Origin of the sequence: Escherichia marmotae (assembly GCF_002900365.1) — a bacterium.
Lineage (GTDB): Bacteria > Pseudomonadota > Gammaproteobacteria > Enterobacterales > Enterobacteriaceae > Escherichia > Escherichia marmotae.
In genome coordinates this window covers 2,981,772-3,003,128 of sequence record NZ_CP025979.1, presented here as the reverse complement: position 1 = coordinate 3,003,128, position 21,357 = coordinate 2,981,772, and the positions used below count along the sequence as shown (strand labels likewise).

The window sequence follows — 21,357 nt, the reverse complement described above, 5'->3', positions numbered from 1 at the left end:
CCGATTGTTGTTCACAGCGAAACAGTAACGCGCATATCGCATTATTTATTGTTTTTTCTAACATCTAATGCATGATTTCACAACGGTGCAACGCAGAAAGTGAGGATATTTTAGAGAATAAAGGGTGGATTAGCGTTCCCTGAATAGAGAAATAACCAGCAGAAGGTCATAATTTTGACTCATTTCATAAAATGCACAAACAGCGTATTGCGGATTAGTGCGCAATCTAATCATTTTCTTTAACCGTAGACGTTATTAAAACGAGCGATAAATCTACTTTACTTGCCTGAATGCGGTGCAAAATATAAGGAATTCCTTAAGAATTTTTTAAATAGTGCCCTCGACATGTAATTTCGGGCATTTAGCTGTAACTATTTATATCGGTAACTATTTTCTACGTTTCATCTCTGTAGAATGGCCACCGCCAAATGGCGAATTCTTATTTTGTCTCTCGGGTAATACCCTTCCACTACTTAAGTCTTTTTAACGTATTCAGGTGGAGATTCAGTAATGCAAATAATCATGTTTGACAGGCAGTCAATATTTATTCATGGAATGAAAATCAGTTTACAACAGCGTATTCCGGGGGTAGGTATTCAGGGCGTCAGTCAGGCAGATGAGCTATGGCAAAAACTTGAAAGCTATCCCGAAGCCTTAGTGATGTTGGATGGCGATCAAGACGGTGAATTTTGCCAGTGGTTATTGCAAAAAACCGTGGTGCAATTTCCTGATATTAAAGTGTTAATCACGGCGACGGATTGCAACAAACGATGGTTGCAGGAGGTTATCCACTTTAATGTGATGGCCATTGTGCCGCGTGATTCAACCGTTGAGACGTTCGTATTGGCGGTAAATAGTGCGGTGATGGGCATGATGTTCCTGCCCGGCGACTGGCGAACAGCGCCGGAAAAAGAGTCGAAAGATCTCGCATCATTAAGCGCCCGCCAGCGGGAAATTTTAACCATGCTGGCGGCAGGCGAATCGAATAAAGAGATTGGCCGGGCGTTAAATATCAGCACCGGAACGGTAAAGGCGCATCTGGAATCGCTTTATCGACGTCTGGAAGTGAAAAACCGAACCCAGGCGGCAATGATGTTAAATATCTCCTCCTGAAGTAATGCCGATCAGTTAAGGATCAGTTGACCGATCCAGTGGCTGTGTAAGAATCCGGAAACGCTCACTCGTTTCCGGATTTTTTTATGCTCATTGGACAGGCCCTTGATTTGGTATCCCGTTACGATTCTCTGCGTAACCCACTGACTTCTCTGGGGGATTACCTCGACCCCGAACTCATCTCTCGTTGCCTTGCCGAATCAGGTACTGTAACGCTACGCAAGCGCCGTCTTCCCCTCGAAATGATGGTCTGGTGTATTGTTGGCATGGCGCTTGAGCGTAAAGAACCTCTTCACCAGATTGTGAATCGCCTGGACATCATACTACCGGGCAATCGCCCCTTCGTTGCCCCCAGTGCCGTTATTCAGGCCCGCCAGCGTCTGGGAAGTGAGGCTGTCCGCCGCGTGTTCACGAAAACAGCGCAGCTCTGGCATAACACCACGCCGCATCCGCACTGGTGCGGCCTGACCCTGCTGGCCATCGATGGTGTGTTCTGGCGCACACCGGATACACCAGAGAACGATGCAGCCTTCCCCCGCCAGACACATGCCGGGAACCCGGCGCTCTACCCGCAGGTCAAAATGGTCTGCCAGATGGAACTGACCAGCCATCTGCTGACGGCTGCAGCCTTCGGCACGATGAAGAACAGCGAAAATGAGCTTGCTGAGCAACTTATAGAACAAACCGGCGATAACACCCTGACGTTAATGGATAAAGGTTATTACTCACTGGGACTGTTAAATGCCTGGAGCCAGGCGGGAGAACACCGCCACTGGATGATCCCTCTCAGAAAGGGAGCGCAATATGAAGAGATCAGAAAACTGGGTAAAGGCGATCATCTGGTGAAGCTGAAAACCAGCCCGCAGGCACGAAAAAAGTGGCCGGGGCTGGGAAATGAGGTGACAGCCCGCCTGCTGACCGTGACGCGCAAAGGAAAAGTCTGCCATCTGCTGACGTCGATGACGGACGCCATGCGCTTCCCCGGAGGAGAAATGGCGGATCTGTACAGTCATCGCTGGGAAATCGAACTGGGATACAGGGAGATAAAACAGACGATGCAACTGAGCAGGCTGACGCTGAGAAGTAAAAAGCCGGAGCTTGTGGAGCAAGAGCTGTGGGGTGTCTTACTGGCTTATAATCTGGTGAGATATCAGATGATTAAAATGGCAGAACATCTGAAAGGTTACTGGCCGAATCAACTGAGTTTCTCAGAATCATGCGGAATGGTGATGAGAATGCTGATGACATTGCAGGGCGCTTCACCGGGACGTATACCGGAGCTGATGCGCGATCTTGCAAGTATGGGACAACTTGTGAAATTACCGACAAGAAGGGAAAGAGCCTTCCCGAGAGTGGTAAAGGAGAGGCCCTGGAAATCCCCCACAGCCCCGAAAAAGAGCCAGTCAGTTGCTTAACTGACTGGCATTACTCCTCCTGAAGAGGATAATTTTACAGCCAGCAGGATATTAGCGGCTGGCTGTAAAAAATATTACGGTTCGCCGTATAAACCAATTAAACGGCGTGCCACACCGTTGGTCCAGCCAAACCCGTCCTGTAACGGATATTCACCGCCGCCGCCTTCGCGGGAGATACCATCGGCAATATGGTATTTCTCGATCAGTTTGTGGTGTTCCTGGTAGAACTGATTTACCGTCTTCAGCCAGCTACGAGCGATCTCATCACCCAGATGGTCATCTCCGTACATTTTAAATCCCTGAATCGTCATCCATTGTAACGGTGCCCAGCCGTTGGGTTTATCCCACTGCTCACCGGTTTCATACTCGCTTGCCAGAATCCCGCCTGGTGTCAGTAAACGGCTTCGCACGGCATTTGCCAGACGATCGGCCTGTTCGTGGTTTGCCATGCCGACATATAACGGCACGATGGCCGCAGCGGAAAAGAGAGCCTGTTGTTCGCGCCGCCAGTCGTAATCGCGGTAGATTCCGTTTTCATCATCCCAGAGATAACGGTTTACCGCATCGCGGCGGGCGCTGGCTTTTTGGCGAAACAGCGCTTCTGTCTCTCTATCACCTTTCAGCGCCGAGATGTTGGCGATGGTACTCTCCAGTTTAAACAGGAAAGCGTTCAGGTCGATGGGGATGAACTGGGTGGTGCGAATACTCGCCAGACGACCCGCGTCACGCAGCCAGCGGGAGGAGTAATCCCAGCCAGAAGCCGCGCCCGCACGTAAATCGCGATACACTTCGTTGGGGGGGCGACCGGAATGTTTTGCGGTTTCTACGTCCTCAAGCCAGGATTCGTCGCGCGGTGTGTCACGGTCATCCCAGTAGCGGTTAAGCAGCGAACCGTCCGGCATCCTAACGACATGGCGATAGGCCTGATTGGGGATCAGCGATTCTGCACCGTCCATCCAGAAGGCATATTCCATTTTCAGATGATCAAGATAACGGCGTGCGCCGCGTACCCCATCTTCTTCAAACAGCTCCACCATCAGAGCGAAAACCGGTGGCTGTGAGCGGCTCAAATAGTAGGTGCGGTTGCCGTTGGGGATGTGGCCGTAGTTTTCGATCATCCAGGCGAAGTTATCGGCCATGCATTTCAGTAAATCTTCGCGTCCGCTTTCCGCCAGCCCCAGCATGGTGAAATAGGAATCCCAGTAGTAGGTTTCGCTAAAACGGCCTCCGGGGACAATGTACGACTGCGGCAGCGCCAGCAGAGAAGACCACGGGATGTGATCTTGCGGTTCGCGGGTTAACACTGGCCATAGCTGGTCGATATGCTCTTTTAGTGAGTTTTGTGGGTCCGATACATACTCGCTGGAGTAGACTTCCGGTAACCAGAAGTGATTTTCAACGAATCGGCGCAAGTCAAAATCACGGTGGCGGCGAACCTTACGGTAGCGGATTAATATATCCAGCGGGTCCATTTTCGGCGCACAATCGGGAAAGGTTTTACTGTCGGGGAAAATTTTTGCCGACTGAACATGTTCGAACAGTTCGAGATAGCGGTCAGCAGGCGTTAGCGCGTCAGAGGCAGGCAATCCCTCAATCATTTCGGGTTCTGGCTCTGCCTCGAGCATCTCATCCAGTTTTAATTCATACGGATCCAGCTCATAACAGAGATCGACTTCGATCGTCAGTTCGTCTGGATTAGGGGTTTGAATTTTCTGATTGAGCATAAGGATCCGACCTCCGAAATTCGTCGCTAATTATCGGGCTTTCCTTTAAGGGTAGTCATTCGTTCCGCCTGGTGGGCGACAAAGCGTGCGGTAGATCACGTTTATTAATGGAGAAAAAATATAACTCACTAATATTCAAAGAGAATATTATATATGTTGTTTCCCGTCATTCTTCACTTTCGGAATATTCATGTAATCTGTTGAGAAATCAGGATATGTCATTGTTGTTACGAATAAGAGTAGCGGCTACCTGTGTAACAATGCAGAAGGTCACCAACTTTTTTGTAATTAAAATAAAAATTAATAAAGAAATGCCAAAATATACATTTGTTTTAATAAGCTATAAATATAATATTATTAGCGATAACTGATTATATAAATAACGTTATTTCACTCTTAGGATTTTGTTATTTAAATTACACCGGCAACTCCTTGCGTCTATTACAGATAAATCCTACTTTTTTATTGCCTTCAAATAAATTTAAGGAGTTCGAAATGGATCAGAAGTTGTTAACGGATTTCCGCTCAGAACTACTAGATTCACGTTTTGGCGCAAAGGCAATTTCCACTATCGCGGAATCGAAACGTTTTCCGCTGCATGAAATACGCGATGACATCGCATTCCAGATTATCAATGATGAATTATTTCTCGACGGTAACGCCCGTCAGAATCTGGCGACTTTCTGCCAGACCTGGGACGATGAAAATGTCCATAAATTGATGGATTTGTCGATAAATAAAAACTGGATCGACAAAGAAGAATACCCGCAATCTGCAGCAATTGACCTGCGTTGCGTAAACATGGTTGCTGATCTGTGGCACGCGCCTGCGCCGAAAAACGGTCAGGCCGTTGGCACCAACACCATTGGTTCTTCCGAGGCCTGTATGCTCGGCGGGATGGCGATGAAATGGCGTTGGCGCAAGCGTATGGAAGCCGCAGGTAAACCGACCGATAAACCAAACCTGGTGTGCGGTCCGGTGCAAATCTGCTGGCATAAATTCGCCCGCTACTGGGATGTGGAATTGCGCGAGATCCCTATGCGCCCCAGTCAGTTGTTTATGGATCCGAAACGGATGATTGAGGCCTGCGACGAAAACACCATCGGCGTGGTGCCGACTTTCGGCGTGACCTACACCGGTAACTATGAGTTTCCGCAACCGCTGCACGATGCGCTGGATAAGTTCCAGGCCGACACCGGTATCGACATCGATATGCATATCGACGCTGCCAGCGGTGGCTTCCTGGCACCGTTCGTCGCCCCGGATATCGTCTGGGACTTCCGCCTGCCACGCGTGAAATCGATCAGTGCTTCTGGTCATAAATTTGGTCTGGCTCCGCTGGGCTGCGGCTGGGTTATCTGGCGTGACGAAGAAGCACTGCCGAAAGAGCTGGTGTTTAACGTTGACTATCTCGGTGGGCAAATCGGGACTTTTGCCATCAACTTCTCGCGTCCGGCGGGTCAGGTGATTGCCCAGTACTATGAATTCCTGCGCCTCGGTCGTGAAGGCTACACCAAAGTGCAGAACGCCTCTTATCAGGTCGCCACTTACCTGGCGGATGAAATCGCTAAACTGGGACCGTATGAGTTCATCTGCACCGGTCGCCCGGACGAAGGTATCCCGGCGGTTTGCTTCAAACTGAAAGACGGGGAAGATCCGGGATACACCCTGTATGACCTCTCTGAACGTCTGCGCCTGTGCGGCTGGCAGGTTCCAGCCTTCACCCTTGGCGGTGAAGCCACTGACATCGTGGTGATGCGTATTATGTGTCGTCGTGGCTTCGAAATGGACTTCGCTGAACTGTTGCTGGAAGACTACAAGGCCTCCCTGAAATACCTCAGCGATCACCCGAAACTGCAGGGTATTGCTCATCAAAACAGCTTTAAACATACCTGATAACAGGGCGTTATAATAATCTTTGCCCCGGTTTGAAAACCGGGGCATACGTTCATTAGCGCAATATTAATATTATATTGATTTTGTATTCATGGCGTTGTTAAGTTGTATCTAATATAAATCTTTCTAAAATCAAACAAAATGACGCCAGTAGATCATTTGTTTTGTATTAATCTCCTTACGTTGGTACTTTCGATTTTTTATTATAAATTCAATGCTCTTACACAATTTTCCTTCACATTTAATCAATTCCCCTGTCAAAATTGTTTAAATTTATTTACCAATAAATTTGACTTAAGATAGCGGTGTGCTACATTAATAATCAGTAATATATTTATGTTATATTAAGTCAACTATGCAATCACAATATGGGAATTGTTTAATTGCGTACGCAAAACATAAATTTATTCTCACTATGTTGAATGGTGAATATCGCTGCTTTAATGGTGGTGATGTGGTTTTTGCGGATGCAAGCCAGATCTTGATTGATAAGTGTGTAGGTAACGTCGTATTAGTCACGAAGGACACACTTTCACTATTTCTCCCGATGCTCAAGGAGGAGACGCTAAATCTTTATACCTATAAAAAAGCTCCTTCGTTAGTTGTTCATCATTGTTCCAGAGAGATCCCTGTTTTTCAGGAAGTTGTACATCTTTCGCAAAATAAAGATCTCCGCTATGGTGAGATATTACGTAAAAGAGCATTAACATTTGCGTTATTGTCTATTTTTCTTGAAGATAAACAGTTTATACCACTGCTTATGAATATTTTGCGACCGAATATGCGAACGCGGGTTTGCACGGTCATCAATAATAATATTGCTCATGAATGGTCATTAGCACAGATTGCCAGTGAGTTATTGGTGAGTCCGAGTTTGTTAAAGAAAAAATTGCGTGAAGAAGAGACATCGTATTCACAGTTACTGACTGAATGTAGAATGCAGCGGGCGTTGCAACTGATTGTTGTTCATGGTTTTCCAATAAAACGAGTAGCCGTATCCTGCGGTTATAACAGTGCGTCGTATTTTATTTATGTCTTTCGAAACTATTATGGTATGACGCCGACAGAGTATCAGGAGCGAATAGCGCAGGGAATACTGAATGGTGACCCGATAGCAAGTTTTGTTGGGCAGGGAAATTTTTACAGTTCTGAACACCATGCTGAAGGGATAAGACTCTGATTCTTTACTCAGACATAAAAAAAACCCGGCATAGGGGACCGGGAAGAGGATAGTCTGCCGTCTCCAGACTAATAAACCGTTATAACGCTCCTTGTTGACACGGGAAACTTTGTGCTCTCAGTAAATAAAATATAACTTTAATTGTCGATAATATCAGCCATTTTTTTATAAACATAAGCTATACGCTTTCTTAAAATATATTGCTGACGCATTTACTTATTAGTAATTAGCTGTTATGTACACTGCGCTATGGCTGGCTTTTGGTCCTACCAATTTTGGCAGTTTTGGCTCACGGAGTGAATCATTCATCATTTCATTTGTATACTGAAATTGTAATGTTCGTGGTAATGGAATATAAGGGCTTGTCATGGCACATGTTTGTTCGGTGATCCTCACCTGTCGCTCATTTGATATATACCATGAGCAGCAAAAACTATCTTTGTATAAAGATAGTATTCTACTGATAGAAAAAAATATGGCGGAGAGTTTTGACTTTAATGAATCAAATGTCCGCAGGCTGGATATTGATGAACGAATAATTACTCATTACTTACACAATGTCCGTCCACCGTTCCGGTGTTTAGGATTGCACAATAAAAAAAAGCTGTTAGTTAACATGACCCCACCGATGCCGTTGGTTACAGCAATATTCGATAGTTTTACTAAAGAGGACATTGCTTCAACGACATTAAATAATATGCTCTATTTCTCCTGCCTTTCGATGTTTTCACGAAATAAAGAGCTGATTCCATTCCTTTTTAATAGCATTAGTACCATTGCAGGAAAAGTTGAACGCATTATTAGCTTTGATATTGCCAGACGCTGGTACCTGCGTGATATCGCAGAAAAGATGTATACCAGTGAAAGCCTAATCAAAAAGAAGCTACAGGATGAAAACACCTGCTTTAGTAAAATATTACTGGCCTCGCGAATGTCGATGGCCAGACAATTGCTCGAGTTACGACAATTCCCGCTACCGATGATCGCAGAAAAATGTGGCTATAGCAGTACGTCGTACTTTATTAACACTTTCCGCCAGTATTATGGCGTAACACCACACCAGTTTGCGCAACAGTCAACAGGGACTTTTTCCTGACTTCATCTATCATTCGAAAGTCGGTCAGGATCTGCTTTACGCTTCATGTAAAAATCTTTTCCCATCCATATTTGCCGGGGGCACCGGCAAGTTCTCTTTGGCAGTTCGCAAACGGATATTAGTATTTTCAGGAGGAAAAGGTGCAGCATGTTTGGAGTTATTAAGCTGATTATTCATATAATTACGGGAATGCTGGTTTGTGTCGTACTGTTCAAGTTGATGACCAATGGCTGGAGTGGTTTCTACTTTCAATGCTGTTTGCTAAGTCTGGTATTCCTGATGGTTAGCTGGTTGTTGAGTAGTGAATGGTTGTCAGGAAAGAGTAAGGCAGAACATTCACGTTCAGCCTTACTCTCATTCATACGTTACGCTTTTTTAAAGCGGGCAAAGAGATGTTCCACAACGACGAAAAAGACGGGAACGAAGTAAATCGCCAGCACGGTTGCTGCAAACATCCCCCCCATAACGCCTGTACCGACCGCATTTTGTGCGCCGGAACCTGCGCCATGACTGATAACCAGTGGCAGTACGCCAAGAATAAAGGCCAGAGAGGTCATCAGGATCGGGCGTAAACGCATCCGCGCCGCTTCGATAATCGCCTCTACCGGTGTCTTCCCTTCTTTCTGCATCATCTCAACCGCAAATTCGACGATCAGGATGGCGTTCTTGGCTGAAAGCCCGATGGTGGTCAGCAAACCGACCTGGAAGTAGACGTCATTGCTCAGGCCGCGCAGGTCAGTTGCCAGTAATGCGCCAATAACGCCCAACGGAACAACCAACATCACCGAGAATGGAATTGACCAGCTTTCATACAACGCGGCGAGGGCGAGGAACACCACGACCAGTGAAATGGCATACAGCGCGGGTGCCTGGTTGGACGATAACGCTTCCTGATACGACAGCCCAGTCCAGGAGTAGCCGACGCCCGCCGGAAGTTTAGCCACCAGTTCTGCCATAAACTTCATCGCGTCACCGGTACTTTTTCCAGCAGCGGCCTCCCCTAAAATCTCCATCGACGGAATGCCGTTGTAGCGTTCCAGTCGCGGCGAACCGTAGGTCCATTCTGTTGAAGAATAAGCGGAAAGCGGTGCCATCGTGCCGGAGGCGTTGCGTACATACCACTGGTTGATGTTGTCCGGCAGCATACGGAACGGTGTTCCTGCCTGGACATACACTTTTTTCACACGCCCCTGGTTGAGGAAGTCGTTCACGTAGCTACTGCCGAAGGCGGTAGAGAGGGTCTGGTTGATATCAGACAGCTCCACGCCCATCGCTTCGGCTTTCGCGGCGTTGACGTTCACTTTGAACATTGGCGTATCTTCCAGGCCGTTCGGGCGAACCGCCGTTACCTGGTCAGGCGATTGTGCTGCCAGTGACAGCAGCTCGTTTCTCGCCTGGGTCAGCTTTTCGTGCCCCAGGTTGCCGTTGTCCAGTAGTTCCATATCAAAACCTGATGCTGTACCCAGCTCCGCTACCGCAGGTAAGTTGAACGGGAAAATCACCGCTTTATTGATACTGCTCAGAGCCACCATCGCCCGCTGAATGATTGCGGTCACCGAGTTTTCCTCACCGACGCGTTCAGACCACGGTTTCAGGCTGATAAATGCCAGACCGTTGTTTTGCCCCTGGCCGCTAAAGCCGAAGCCGCCAACGGTAAACACCGACTGGACATTATTTTTCTCTTTTGTCAGATAGTAATCGGTTACTTGTTGCAGCACTTTAGTGGTGTTAACCATTGTGGAACCTGACGGTAACTGCGCCGTGGTCATAAATACCCCCTGATCCTCTTCCGGTAAGAAAGAGGTCGGTGTACGCAGGAACAGCACCGCCATCCCGGCACAAATCAGCAGGTATACCACCATATAGCGACCAGTGCAGCGCAACAGTGAGCGGGTACTGTCGGTATAGTGCTGAGTCGATTTCTCAAACAGATGGTTGAAGCGTTCGAACAAGGCGTTCGGTTTGTGACCGCCTTCCGGTATGGCTTTCAAAATGGTGGCGCAAAGGGCTGGGGTCAGACTCATTGCCACAAACACCGAAAGCAACATAGAGGAGATCAGCGTAATGGAGAACTGGCGATAAATTTCCCCGGTTGCGCCGCTCATAAAGGCCATCGGCATAAATACCGCAGAAAGAACAACGGCAATCCCGACCAGCGCACGCTGGATTTGCTCCATCGATTTATGCGTCGCTTCTTTCGGTGGCAGTTTATCTTCCGCTATCACGCGTTCAACGTTTTCTACCACCACGATGGCATCATCCACCAAAAGCCCTATAGCTAACACCATCCCAAACATGGTGAGGGTGTTGATGGTAAAACCGACCGCCGACAAAATCGCAAATGTGCCGAGAATAACGACCGGCACGGCGATAGTTGGGATAATCGTAGCGCGAATATTTTGTAAAAACAGATACATGACCAGGAAGACGAGGATGATAGCTTCAACCAGCGTTTTGAAAACTTCCTGAATTGAAATTTTGATAAATGGTGTGGTGTCGTAAGGGTAAACCGTTTTCAGGCTGGCGGGGAAATAGGCTGATAATCGGTTTAACTCCGCTTTTACCGCCCGCGAGGTATCAAGGGCATTCGCTCCGGCAGCCAGCTTGATAGCAATCCCGGCAGCAGGTTTGCCGTTATAACGCGCCACAGTGGAATAATCTTCTGCTCCCAACTCGATGCGGGCAACGTCGCGCAGCAATACTTGCGAACCATCTTGCTGCACTTTCAGCAGGATTTTGCCAAATTCTTCCGGCGTTTGTAGACGCGTCTGCACAATGATTGAGGCGTTCAGTTGCTGGTCTGCCGCCTGTGGCATCCCCCCCAGTTGACCACCGGAAATCTGGTTGTTCTGTACCTTGATTTGGGAAATAACATCAGAAGGAACGAGACTGTATTTATTGAGTTTTTGTGGGTCCAGCCAGATACGCATGGCGTACTCTGACCCAAAGAGCTGCACGCTACCGACGCCCGCGGTACGGCTTAGTGGATCCTGGAGGTTAGAAGCCACATAGTCCGCGATATCGTATTGGTTGAGACTACCGTTATCAGAAATAAACGCCGCTACCATCAGGATGTTGCTGCTCGACTTATTAACGCTGATCCCTTGTTGCTGCACCGCTTCTGGTAACGAAGGCATCGCGAGTTGCAGTTTATTCTGCACCTGAACCTGCGCAATATCGGGCGATGTTCCCGTTTCAAAGGTCAGGGTGATGGAAGCATTGCCTGCCGCATCGCTGGTTGATGACATATACATCAGGCCATCCAGCCCATTCATATTTTGTTCGATCACTTGAGTGACCGAGTCTTCTACCGTTTGCGCATCAGCCCCCGGATAGGTAGCGCTGATGGTGATGGTCGGCGGCGCAATCTGCGGATACTGTGCAACCGGTAGGTTCATGATCGCCAGCCCACCCGCGAGCATCATAATAATGGCAAGTACCCAGGCAAAAACCGGGCGATCAATAAAATAGTTAGCCATGAAAGTCCCCTTAAGCCTGCAACGTTACTGTTTCGATTCGGTGCTGGCGTTTTCCTGGCTGGAGGAAATTGCGCGTGCTTTGATACCTGGATGAATGCGTTGCAAACCGGAAACGATCACCCGATCGCCAGCTTGCAAACCAGAGGTAACAACCCACTGATTTCCGATGGCTTTGGTTGCGTCAATTTCGCGTAACTGTACAACATCGTCTTTATCCAGAATGAGCGCCGTTGCTTTGCCCTGGGAGTTATGGGTAACGCCTTCTTGCGGTACTAACAACACATTCTGCCGACTACCTTCATCCACCAAAGCCGTGACGTACATACCAGGCAGCAAGTCACCATTCGGGTTGGGGAAAATTGCACGCAACGTGACGGAGCCGGTGGTTTCATCCACTGTCGGGTCGGAGAATTTCAGCGTGCCGGTCTGGCTGTAACGTTTGCCATTTTCCAGGTTAAGCTGCACTGGCGTACTGCCCTGAACCTGTTTGATTTGCCCACTGGCGACTTCCTCTTTCATGCGCAAAAAATCCTGCACTGATTGGGTGAGGTCGACATAAATCGGGTCCAGACGCTGCACGGTTACCAGAGAGTCTCCCTGATTAGCGGTGACTAATGCGCCGACGGTCACCGACGATTTTCCGCTGACGCCAGTAATGGGCGAGGTGACATTAGCGTATTGCAGATTGATGGTTGCCTGCTCAACAGCCGCTTTGGCGACGGCGACATTGGCTTCCGCTTCATTCAGTTGGGTGCGCGCGGTGTCGTAATCCTGGCGGCTGACATAGTTGGTTTTCAGCAACGATGCCTGGCGATTGAAGGTGATGCGGGCATTGCTGGCGGTGGAGAGGGCTTTCGCCAGCGAACCTTTCGCGGAGTTCAGCTCTGCCTGCAATGGAGCAGGGTCAATCTGATAAAGTGAATCCCCCTGGTTGACCTTATCACCCTCGATAAAGTTGCGTTTAATGATAATGCCACCCACCTGGGGGCGTATCTCGGCAACTTCATAAGGAACGGTTCTGCCGGGCAGTTCGCTCATCACATTGACCGAACCGGGGGAGAGCGTCACTACCCCCACTTCAGGCGTCATAGCGGCGGCATTTTCCGCCGATTTGTCATCGCAGGCGGTGAGCATCGCGCTGCAGAATAACAACGGTATTAACAGTTTTCTTTTTCTGTTCATTTTAGTCCCTGAAAATTCGTGAGAAATAACGGTTCTTTGAATTACGCGCGGGGAGAGGTATGAGGGATTTACAGACCAGCGGCATAATGCAAGCCATGGGGTTGTAAGCCAGCGAGGGAGCATGTAGGCAGAGCGACCAATATAGTGACGCGAATGGCAAAAAAAATGTTGCCGTTCTGCCGACAGTCTCTGCCTGCATCCGGGCAACGAAGGTTTCTACTGGTGGATACACATACCAGGGGAATAAGCTCGTTTTTGCTTCTCCTTTGGTTATCACCGGGAGTAATGGAGTCAGCATTTGCATCCCTCGTCATGCCAGCCATTAATTTCAGGCAATTATCGCTGGGCCACATCGACTCCTTATTTAGAAATAAGAAGAGATCCCCAGAGTCACGATGTCGCTCATACGTCTAAGTTTCAGCTTGTACATGATATTGAATTTCTGGATCTTTAATGTTTGTTGAGAAATATTCAGTGTTGACGTGATATTACTTTCATTTTTATTTTTCAGAATCAGTTGCATGATTTTGAATTGATTATGCGAGAAACATAATTGAGAATTCTTATGGGGCAAGTGTTTTCCATAGGTAATATCAAGCAGAGTGTTAATGCTTTCTTTGCGGCTGATAAAATAAATAGGTGACTGACTTTTAAGTTTACTGATGTGATAAGGTGCCAGAACAATGATTCTTTCGGCATCTAATTTCTCAAGAAACTTAATCGCTTCTTCATCAAGGATATGATTATGATAGGTATCAATGATCACCTTGAATGGTTTGTTGCCTATGTTTTTTATCTCTGACAGGGAGTTGATTTTTATCATTTCGTGATTATCTTTCAACTGCAAAAAGCCCTGTAAAAGAAAAGAATCCTTCGTCATGAGAAAAATCATAACTTGCTCCTTAGCCGTTATCGTTTCGAACATGTTGTCCTTTTCATTATTTATATCCATGTCCGAATATGGTGTTCAATATAGTAAACGCCTATAAGAACTTTGCCCTTCGTGAACTAATACGTCTATTAACACTAATCAAAACTTCAGATTTATCCATTACGTACTCCATATATTGATCCTAGGTAATATTCCTGGTTGTTATCAATTTGTGATTAGTAAACAGAATATTAACAGTTTGCAGGAATCTACCCAAGAATAAGTTATAATTTATCCGTTTGTGATCTCTGAAGAATATTACTAAAGTTAAAGCGTAATCCGATTTAAATATTGAGTCTCCTTGTTTCTATTTAAGCTGGCAATTGGATTGCCAGCTTTCTTTTAGTGCATTGATAGTGCAAAAACAAACCCCAGACTGTACCCATAGTATCGATGTTTATGGAACCTTCAGTTCACTTTCTCACAGCACTTCTAAAACATTAAACCTGACAACGAAAAATATCAGCCATGATAATGTTTGAAATGGCTAATTTGCTGCAAAATAAAGAAAAATATAAAATTTTCAAATGGTTGGTTTAATCGTTGTGTGATAGTTATTTCAACAATAGTACGTAATTTATCAAAGGATTAATACGGTGATGTGAATATTGCCAGGATCATAGTTATCATACGTAACTATGATCCTGGCTAAAAAATGGAGCAGAGATAGGTCTGCTAGTTATTATTTTTTACGAACAAACTAGCAAAGCTGAACAGGCTGGCAGCGCTAAATATCAGTTCGATCCCTACCAGGGTTGACACCAATGTCACAGAAACCATTGGCGTTGCGCCAAGGAAGATCCAGGCAATGACGATATCCAGCACGCCAATAACGAGTTGTAACCAACTGCCTTTCATTGAGCGCTGGCGATACCAACTCATCAGGCGAATAACCCCTGCGACACAGAACAATCCTGCAATAAACGCCGCAATGGCGAAAATCCCCAATTCTGGTGCACGGATGAAGAAATAGCCGATCAATAAATAGGCTATCGCCACGAGGAAACCCGATAATACAGGCCAGAAATTATGACTGCGGTTGCTGAATAATCCAACAATAAGCGCAATACCCGAACAGATTAATAATACGCCAACGACTGTGCTTAGAATGTCGCCAGAAACAAACGGGAAACTGATACATAACAAACCGACGATAAACAGCAGCACGGCAATAAACTGGATCGCTCTGCGGTGCTTTTTAAGCATCTCCAGATCAAATTTTAAAATTGTTGCCTTATCTATATATAACATAGAACCACCCTATAAATTTAAGAAGGAAAACCCCTGCTATCAATCTATGCCAAAAATGCATCAGAGAATGCAGTTGATTTAATAAAAATTTCCTAATTACTGTGCTTGATGACTATGTAACCTATTGTATTATAATAAAAATATCTGATTTTGATATTTTGTCTCAACATGACATACCCAGAAAACCAGGTTATAACCTCAATGTCGAAATTGATTCGTGACGGCTCTTTCACTTTATAGTTGAGGATATTACGATGAAAAAAGTATTAGGCGTTATTCTAGGTGGTCTGCTTCTTCTGCCTGTAGTGAGCAATGCAGCCGATGCGCAAAAAGCAGCCGACAATAAAAAACCGGTCAACTCCTGGACCTGTGAAGATTTCCTGGCTGTAGACGAATCCTTCCAGCCGACTGCAGTCGGTTTTGCTGAGGCTCTGAATAATAAAGACAAACCAGAAGATGCGGTTTTAGATGTTCAGGGTATTGCAACCGTAACGCCTGCTATCGTTCAGGCTTGTACCCAGGATAAAAAAGCCAGCTTTAAAGATAAAGTTAAAGGCGAATGGGACAAAATCAAGAAAGATATGTAATTAAGGGAATGCGTTACATCGTATTTCCTTAAATATTGAACAGGCCGGAATACCTTGCGTTAAAAGCAGGTGATCCTCCTGTTCATATGTAAATTATTTATTGAATGGGTTGTAAAATGAATATTTCATCTCTATGTAAAGCCATTGTTTTCGTTGGCGCTGTAGCAGCTCTGTCACTGGTGAATGCGCAATCTGCACTGGCTGCTAATGAATCTGCTAAAGATATGACTTGTCAGGAATTTATTGACCTGAATCCAAAAGCAATGACACCTGTTGCATGGTGGATGCTGCATGAAGAAACAGTTTATAAAGGCGGTGATACTGTAACCTTAAACGAAACTGACCTGACTCAGATCCCTAAAGTGATTGAATACTGTAAGAAAAATCCGCAGAAAAATTTGTATACCTTCAAAGATAAATTGGCAAATGTCCTGCCGAATTAACAGGAATAAAGCAAAAAGGAGTAGCAAGTTGAGCCATCTTGCTGCTCCTTTTTGCGTTTTTATATGACTAGCGAATTCATTATTCGTTTGATCCTGGCCGCAATTGTTTGTGGTGCTATTGGCATAGAAAGGCAAATACGCGGCAAAGGTGCTGGTTTACGTACCCATGTCTTGATTGGTATGGGCAGTGCGCTGTTTATGATTGTGTCGAAATATGGTTTTGCTGATGTGCTGGCGTTCGACCATGTCGGGCTTGATCCCAGCCGTATTGCCGCTCAGGTCGTCACTGGCGTCGGGTTTATCGGCGCGGGGAACATCCTCGTTCGTAATCAAAATATTGTCGGTTTAACTACCGCTGCGGATATTTGGGTAACAGCAGCGATCGGTATGGTGATTGGCAGCGGCATGTATGAACTGGGGATTTACGGTTCTGTAATGACCTTATTGGTGCTGGAAGTCTTCCATCAATTAACCTTCCGCCTGATGAGCAAAAATTATCATTTGCAGCTTACGTTGGTGAACGGTAATACAGTGTCGATGCTCGACTGGTTTAAGCAGAAAAAAATAAAAACAGATTTAGTTTCGTTGCAGGAAAATGAAGATCATGAGGTGGTTGCTATTGATATCCAGCTTCATGCTACGACGCCGATAGAAGACCTGTTGCGATTACTAAAAGGAATGGCAGGGGTGAAAGGTGTTTCAATTAGCTGATGTTCATAATAGTTAATTCGACAGGAGTACCAGACTGGCACTCCCGTCGTATTTAATGATCGAGGACGATCAGTGGCGAATGATTAGCGGGATCGCTTAATACTGTAATATCCGCGCCGTAGAGCGTAGTTAGCGTCTGCTGCGTCAACACATCTTGCGGTTTGCCATTTGCGACAACTCTGCCTTTTTGCATTAATACGACACGGTCAGCATAACGGGCAGCAAGATTAAGATCGTGCAATACGCAGCAGACGTTAAATTGCCGTTCTCGAACTAACTGACGTAATAAACGAAATAGATGTTGTTGATGGTGAATATCCAACGCCGAAGTTGGTTCATCAAGAAATAACCATTTTGGCGAGGGTATTGCTTCCCAGAGTTGCACCAGCAGGCGAGCCAATTGCACACGCTGTTGTTCGCCGCCGGATAATTGCCGGTAGTCGCGGTTAGCTAACGACTGACAGTCACATAACGCCAGTATTTGTGCCGTTTCATCACCCTGATTACCGGTACGATAAGGATGTCGCCCCATCTGGATCACTTCTTGTACGCTGAATGGAAACGCCATATGGCTATTCTGACGCATCACGGCCCGGTGTTTCGCCAGTTCGGTAATTGACCATTCATTTAATGGCTTATTAAACAACCGGCATTCGCCGCTATCAGGTTGAAGATAGCCGGTTAGCTGGCGAAGCAGCGTGGATTTTCCCGCACCGTTAGGGCCGAGAATGGCAACAATTTCTCCGCCGGGAAAAGTCAGCGAGACATTGTCAGTCAGACGTCGCCCATGAAGGCTATAAACCAGGTTTTTGGCGCTGATCATGCGATCCTCCGGTTACGCAGAATCAACCACATAAAATAAGGCCCACCAAGCAGACTGGTTAATAATCCTACGGGCATTTCTGCTGGCTGTACCAGCGTGCGGGCAAGTGTGTCTGCCATCAGTAACAAACAGGCTCCGGCGAGGGCAGAGCAAGGGATTAGCCAGCGGTGATTCGCCCCGGTCGTCATGCGAATCAGATGCGGGATCACCAGGCCAATAAAACCGATAATGCCGCTTACCGATACCGCAGCACCAACCAGCAGCGAGCTAATCAACAGTAATTGTTGGCGTTTACGCTTTACGTTCACGCCGAGGTAATGGGCTTCTTCATCACCAAGTTGCAGCAAATTCAGCGTCCCGGCGAGACAGGTTGTTGCCATAATGGCTGGCAGAATGAATGAACTGGCGACCAATAATGTCGGCCATTGCGCCTGACCGAGATTGCCCATCATCCACAACGTGAGTTGTCGTAGCTGCTGCTCATCGCCTATATAGCTCAGTATGCCGATCGCCGCACCGCACAGGGCGTTGATGGCGATCCCGGCGAGTAACAATTGCATCATGCTGCCATCGCGATGGCGCTGTGTGATGAGAAAAATGACGGTGCAGACCACTAAACTTCCGGCGATGGCAAACACCATTTGCTCATAGAGCACCAGCACCACAGGGAAGGAAAAGGGCAGGACAATTGCCACGCCAACCATTAATGCTGAACCGCTACTGACGCCGAGCAATCCTGGGTCAGCCATGGGGTTGCGAAAAAGCCCCTGCATAATTACCCCAGCGGTTGCCAACGCTGCGCCTACCAGCACTGCCAGTAAAACGCGTGGCAGGCGAATATTCAGCCAGATATCGCGGTATTCCTCATCAAGAAGGGCGCTAAAGCTGATTTTTAACGCTCCCTGACTGGCACCGAACAGCACCAGGGCAAGCAATAATAGTGATAGCCCCATAAAGACACTGGCGGAAGAAAATGAATCCTTGAGCACGTAAAACTCCGTTATGACGTTGCGGCGCGGAGAGCCTGCGCCGCATGGGATTACGCCGGTTTCAGGCCCGGTTCAATCAGACTGTAGATCTGCTTATTGAGTGCTGGCGCGTTTGCCAGTTCATGAATGTGTGCGGCAACATCGGCACGGTGGACAAAACCATGACACTCCTGATTTTGTATCCGTTGTGCTTTGCCTGTTGCTGCGCCGTCAAGCAGTCCGCCAGGGCGGAGAATGGCGTAGTCAAGCCGGCTGGTTTGTAGCCAGCTTTCCGCCAGTGTTTTTTCCCGTACCGCCTGACCAAACGCGGCTTTTGCCCGCTCCGATAAGAACGGCCAGCTATCGCCGCATCCCAAAGAAGTCACCAGAATCATGCGTCTGATGTCTGCTTTTTCGGCTTCATCAATCACTGTTCTGTGCGCCAGATAATCCTGTGCGCCACCCATTGATGAGATGACAAGCGCATCCGGACCCGCAGCGCGACAGGCGGCTGCGACTATGCTGGCGTCACAAGCGTCACCAGTAAAAACCTGTACGCCTTGTTGCGCCAGCCTCGTGGCGGCATCGGCATGACGAACGACAGCGACGACCGGACGTTGTTCCGCCAGTGCCAGTTCGAGCGTTCTGGCTCCAACCCCCTTTCCGCCTGCGCCAAAGAGTAGCCAGGGCGTCATCAGGCGTGTTCCTTCAGAGATGCCGCCAGAGTATGGAAGGCGCTGACTTGTTCACTCAGGAGCTGACGATGCTCATCCCGACCGAGGAAAATTTTCAGCATGGCGTTGCCTTCTTTATTGAAAAAGAGAATAGAGGCGGTATCCATGCCCATAAATTTACGTTCGATCAAGGCAATATGCGTGCAGTTTTCTGCTTTGATATGCCCGGACATGCCCTGTTTTCCGCGCAGGTTGAAATAGCCGTGGCGATGGAAACCGGAAGGTAGTTCGCCGCTAAATTCGAGGATCACATCAGCGGTATGCACCAGCGTGGTGACCTTGCCCCATTCGCAGACGGTATCCCAGACAGTATCGAATTTATCGCCTGGCACGATTGTCGGGGAGGGGAGGTTTTTCACCACTTCCAGCAGTGAGGTATTGTATTGTTCGGCAATGGCCTCCAGCGTACCGTCTGGCTCCGTTTTCAAAAATTCCTGTAACGAGACATGGCTCATAAGTCACTCCTGTTATGGTTTTTCAAGCGCAATCGCTGGCGCATTAAGTATCTGAATTAGCTCATTAAGAGACTGCAAAATGTTGCTTGCCCAGAAACGACCTTCATTGGTCAACCGCAGGCAAGTTGAAGCATCGCGGCTTAAGCCTTTTTGGTGCCACTGAGCCAGTAACGGTGCGAGTTTTTCGGCATGTGGCGTAAGTTCGTCCAGCGGTACACGCGCCGTTTCAATACCCGACTGCAAGGTATGACGCCACTGCGCGTTACGTTCGGCGTTACGCATGAGCATCATCAACGGTTTTTTGCCTGCCGCGACGGATTCATGCCAGGTCTGAAGATTGCGTTCGTTCATCCAGGAGTAACCATTAATCGAACCGCCTGCGCCGGAACCAAAGGCCAGACAATCGGCACCTTGCTTAATCAGCAAGTTATAGAGATTGCGTTCGCGTGTGGTGCGGCCCCAGTGGCTGTTACTGATGCAGCGCCAGCCCACGTCTTCCATAAAATCACATCCTTGCAGGTAAAGATCGCGACGTTCTGCCGGAGAGGGCACGGTAGTGCGCCCGTTTTCCACGGCTTTGCCCAGCGGCGTGTTGGGAAGGACGTTGAGCGCATAGAGATCGACGCCGTCGAGGCCGATATCACGGGCAATAGCCAGATCTTCTCCCCAGGTTTGTGCATCCTGACCAGGCAGGCCAAACAGCAGGTCGCAGACCACCGCAGCACGGTCGCGTTTGACCAGGCTTTCCATAAACGCAATGGCAGTTGGGCCATCTGAGGTGCGTGCCATCTTCTTGCGGATTTTGCTGTTAAATGACTGAATGCCAATCGAGAAGCGGTTTACTCCCGCATCAAGGCAAGCGTCGATTCGGTCAGCGTCAAAATTCAGCACCCGGCCTTCAATCGTGATTTCGCAATCAGGTGCCAATGGCAGCTTTTCTCGTAATGTGGTGATGATTCTGGCCAAATCGCGTGCCGAAAGCGCGGAAGGCGTACCGCCACCGAAATAGACCGCATGGATGGGCGCGGACTGATGCAATACGTTGTCTGACTCCAGTTCGATTTCTCGAATCAGGGCGTCGGTATAATGAGCACACGCATCTTCATTAAAACGATTCTGATAAAAACCGCAAAACGTGCAGTGTGTCGCACAAAATGGAATGTGCAGATAAACCAGTCGTTTACGTGGTGTTGCTGTTTGGTTGATCATCGCTTGCCAGGTTTGCGCCAGTTGCTCTTTGGCGACCGGAATAGCCCCGCGAAATGGCATCATGGCGCGTCTGTCTTTAAATGGCTGCGCACCGTCTAAAGCAAAATGTGGCTTGAGATCTAACGTAGTATTCGTATTCATATGTCTGATTCAAATCCAT

General features: G+C 47.6%; 19 protein-coding genes. 8 read left to right on the top strand and 11 right to left on the bottom strand.

The window, feature by feature from the left end; genetic code table 11:
- Positions 1 to 510: 510 nt before the first annotated feature.
- The gene (locus C1192_RS15565; protein ID WP_038354766.1) at positions 511 to 1,113 is read left to right on the top strand and encodes a helix-turn-helix transcriptional regulator; all 603 of its coding nucleotides are present in this window, start codon (positions 511 to 513) and stop codon (positions 1,111 to 1,113) included.
- Positions 1,114 to 1,199: 86 nt separating this feature from the next.
- Entirely contained in the window at positions 1,200 to 2,528 is a 1,329-nt protein-coding gene (locus C1192_RS15560; RefSeq protein ID WP_103194809.1) for an IS4-like element IS4 family transposase, read from the top strand.
- Between the two features lie 74 nt (positions 2,529 to 2,602).
- Here the strand turns inward: C1192_RS15560 and C1192_RS15555 are convergent, their stop codons facing one another.
- Positions 2,603 to 4,252 carry an alpha,alpha-trehalase gene (locus tag C1192_RS15555; protein ID WP_038354864.1) on the bottom strand — a complete coding sequence of 550 codons (1,650 nt, stop codon included), beginning with the start codon at positions 4,250 to 4,252 and terminating at the stop codon, positions 2,603 to 2,605.
- 495 nt (positions 4,253 to 4,747) lie between these two features.
- Here C1192_RS15555 and gad point away from each other — a divergent pair, with 495 nt between their 5' ends.
- The 3 genes from gad to gadW all read left to right on the top strand — a co-directional run bounded on the left by gad (position 4,748) and on the right by gadW (position 8,424).
- The gene (gene gad / locus C1192_RS15550; protein WP_103194808.1) at positions 4,748 to 6,148 is read left to right on the top strand and encodes a glutamate decarboxylase; all 1,401 of its coding nucleotides are present in this window, start codon (positions 4,748 to 4,750) and stop codon (positions 6,146 to 6,148) included.
- A 355-nt stretch (positions 6,149 to 6,503) separates the two neighbouring features.
- A complete protein-coding gene (gene gadX / locus C1192_RS15545; RefSeq protein ID WP_038354371.1) occupies positions 6,504 to 7,328 on the top strand; it encodes a DNA-binding transcriptional regulator GadX in 825 nt (274 codons plus the stop codon).
- A 367-nt stretch (positions 7,329 to 7,695) separates the two neighbouring features.
- Complete coding sequence (gene gadW, locus C1192_RS15540) at positions 7,696 to 8,424, top strand: acid resistance transcriptional activator GadW (protein WP_000951549.1); 729 nt, start codon at positions 7,696 to 7,698, stop codon at positions 8,422 to 8,424.
- A gap of 36 nt (positions 8,425 to 8,460) precedes the next feature.
- Here the strand turns inward: gadW and C1192_RS25170 are convergent, their stop codons facing one another.
- The 5 genes from C1192_RS25170 to hdeD all read right to left on the bottom strand — a co-directional run bounded on the left by C1192_RS25170 (position 8,461) and on the right by hdeD (position 15,267).
- Entirely contained in the window at positions 8,461 to 8,676 is a 216-nt protein-coding gene (locus C1192_RS25170) for a hypothetical protein (RefSeq protein ID WP_032141470.1), read from the bottom strand.
- A gap of 113 nt (positions 8,677 to 8,789) precedes the next feature.
- Entirely contained in the window at positions 8,790 to 11,903 is a 3,114-nt protein-coding gene (mdtF, locus tag C1192_RS15530) for a multidrug efflux pump RND permease MdtF (protein WP_038354370.1), read from the bottom strand.
- A gap of 24 nt (positions 11,904 to 11,927) precedes the next feature.
- Positions 11,928 to 13,037, bottom strand: coding sequence for a multidrug transporter subunit MdtE (mdtE, locus tag C1192_RS15525; protein WP_306173773.1), 1,110 nt, complete (start codon positions 13,035 to 13,037; stop codon positions 11,928 to 11,930).
- Between the two features lie 412 nt (positions 13,038 to 13,449).
- On the bottom strand, positions 13,450 to 13,977 hold the full coding sequence (gene gadE, locus C1192_RS15515; protein WP_038354368.1) for an acid resistance transcriptional activator GadE: 528 nt from the start codon (positions 13,975 to 13,977) through the stop codon (positions 13,450 to 13,452).
- A gap of 714 nt (positions 13,978 to 14,691) precedes the next feature.
- A complete protein-coding gene (gene hdeD / locus C1192_RS15510) occupies positions 14,692 to 15,267 on the bottom strand; it encodes an acid-resistance protein HdeD (RefSeq protein ID WP_000965682.1) in 576 nt (191 codons plus the stop codon).
- Positions 15,268 to 15,521: 254 nt separating this feature from the next.
- Between hdeD and hdeA the strand changes: the two genes are divergently transcribed.
- From hdeA to C1192_RS15495, 3 genes are all read left to right on the top strand, one after another.
- Positions 15,522 to 15,854, top strand: a complete 333-nt coding sequence (gene hdeA / locus C1192_RS15505; RefSeq protein ID WP_000756548.1) for an acid-activated periplasmic chaperone HdeA — start codon at positions 15,522 to 15,524, stop codon at positions 15,852 to 15,854.
- Positions 15,855 to 15,970: 116 nt separating this feature from the next.
- A complete protein-coding gene (gene hdeB / locus C1192_RS15500) occupies positions 15,971 to 16,297 on the top strand; it encodes an acid-activated periplasmic chaperone HdeB (protein ID WP_077784511.1) in 327 nt (108 codons plus the stop codon).
- A 63-nt stretch (positions 16,298 to 16,360) separates the two neighbouring features.
- Positions 16,361 to 17,008 carry an MgtC/SapB family protein gene (locus tag C1192_RS15495; RefSeq protein ID WP_010381017.1) on the top strand — a complete coding sequence of 216 codons (648 nt, stop codon included), beginning with the start codon at positions 16,361 to 16,363 and terminating at the stop codon, positions 17,006 to 17,008.
- A gap of 52 nt (positions 17,009 to 17,060) precedes the next feature.
- Here C1192_RS15495 and C1192_RS15490 read toward each other — a convergent pair whose 3' ends face one another.
- From C1192_RS15490 to hutW, 5 genes are read right to left on the bottom strand one after another with little or no spacing between them, the layout of a single operon-like run.
- Positions 17,061 to 17,831 (bottom strand): heme ABC transporter ATP-binding protein, encoded by a 771-nt coding sequence (locus C1192_RS15490; RefSeq protein WP_038354366.1) that lies wholly within the window; start codon positions 17,829 to 17,831, stop codon positions 17,061 to 17,063.
- Positions 17,828 to 18,820, bottom strand: a complete 993-nt coding sequence (gene shuU / locus C1192_RS15485) for a heme ABC transporter permease ShuU/ChuU (protein ID WP_000910396.1) — start codon at positions 18,818 to 18,820, stop codon at positions 17,828 to 17,830. Before shuU ends, C1192_RS15490 begins: the two co-directional genes overlap by 4 nt.
- Before the next feature lie 50 nt (positions 18,821 to 18,870).
- Positions 18,871 to 19,494: an anaerobilin reductase gene (chuY, locus tag C1192_RS15480; RefSeq protein ID WP_038354365.1), complete on the bottom strand. Its 624-nt coding sequence runs from the start codon at positions 19,492 to 19,494 to the stop codon at positions 18,871 to 18,873.
- Positions 19,494 to 19,988: a heme utilization cystosolic carrier protein HutX gene (gene hutX, locus C1192_RS15475; RefSeq protein WP_001517292.1), complete on the bottom strand. Its 495-nt coding sequence runs from the start codon at positions 19,986 to 19,988 to the stop codon at positions 19,494 to 19,496. The genes chuY and hutX overlap by 1 nt, the downstream gene beginning before the upstream one ends.
- A 12-nt stretch (positions 19,989 to 20,000) precedes the next feature.
- Positions 20,001 to 21,338 (bottom strand): heme anaerobic degradation radical SAM methyltransferase ChuW/HutW, encoded by a 1,338-nt coding sequence (gene hutW, locus C1192_RS15470; RefSeq protein WP_038354364.1) that lies wholly within the window; start codon positions 21,336 to 21,338, stop codon positions 20,001 to 20,003.
- Positions 21,339 to 21,357 lie beyond the last annotated feature (19 nt).

Bases quoted from the DNA above. Each gene is read 5' to 3' on its own strand.
- C1192_RS15565 (WP_038354766.1), top strand. From the start codon at position 511: ATGCAAATAATCATGTTTGACAGGCAGTCAATATTTATTCATGGAATG.
- C1192_RS15560 (WP_103194809.1), top strand. From the start codon at position 1,200: ATGCTCATTGGACAGGCCCTTGATTTGGTATCCCGTTACGATTCTCTG.
- C1192_RS15555 (WP_038354864.1), bottom strand. From the start codon at position 4,252: ATGCTCAATCAGAAAATTCAAACCCCTAATCCAGACGAACTGACGATC.
- gad (WP_103194808.1), top strand. From the start codon at position 4,748: ATGGATCAGAAGTTGTTAACGGATTTCCGCTCAGAACTACTAGATTCA.
- gadX (WP_038354371.1), top strand. From the start codon at position 6,504: ATGCAATCACAATATGGGAATTGTTTAATTGCGTACGCAAAACATAAA.
- gadW (WP_000951549.1), top strand. From the start codon at position 7,696: ATGGCACATGTTTGTTCGGTGATCCTCACCTGTCGCTCATTTGATATA.
- mdtF (WP_038354370.1), bottom strand. From the start codon at position 11,903: ATGGCTAACTATTTTATTGATCGCCCGGTTTTTGCCTGGGTACTTGCC.
- mdtE (WP_306173773.1), bottom strand. From the start codon at position 13,037: ATGCTCACCGCCTGCGATGACAAATCGGCGGAAAATGCCGCCGCTATG.
- gadE (WP_038354368.1), bottom strand. From the start codon at position 13,977: ATGATTTTTCTCATGACGAAGGATTCTTTTCTTTTACAGGGCTTTTTG.
- hdeD (WP_000965682.1), bottom strand. From the start codon at position 15,267: ATGTTATATATAGATAAGGCAACAATTTTAAAATTTGATCTGGAGATG.
- hdeA (WP_000756548.1), top strand. From the start codon at position 15,522: ATGAAAAAAGTATTAGGCGTTATTCTAGGTGGTCTGCTTCTTCTGCCT.
- hdeB (WP_077784511.1), top strand. From the start codon at position 15,971: ATGAATATTTCATCTCTATGTAAAGCCATTGTTTTCGTTGGCGCTGTA.
- C1192_RS15495 (WP_010381017.1), top strand. From the start codon at position 16,361: ATGACTAGCGAATTCATTATTCGTTTGATCCTGGCCGCAATTGTTTGT.
- C1192_RS15490 (WP_038354366.1), bottom strand. From the start codon at position 17,831: ATGATCAGCGCCAAAAACCTGGTTTATAGCCTTCATGGGCGACGTCTG.
- chuY (WP_038354365.1), bottom strand. From the start codon at position 19,494: ATGACGCCCTGGCTACTCTTTGGCGCAGGCGGAAAGGGGGTTGGAGCC.
- hutX (WP_001517292.1), bottom strand. From the start codon at position 19,988: ATGAGCCATGTCTCGTTACAGGAATTTTTGAAAACGGAGCCAGACGGT.
- hutW (WP_038354364.1), bottom strand. From the start codon at position 21,338: ATGAATACGAATACTACGTTAGATCTCAAGCCACATTTTGCTTTAGAC.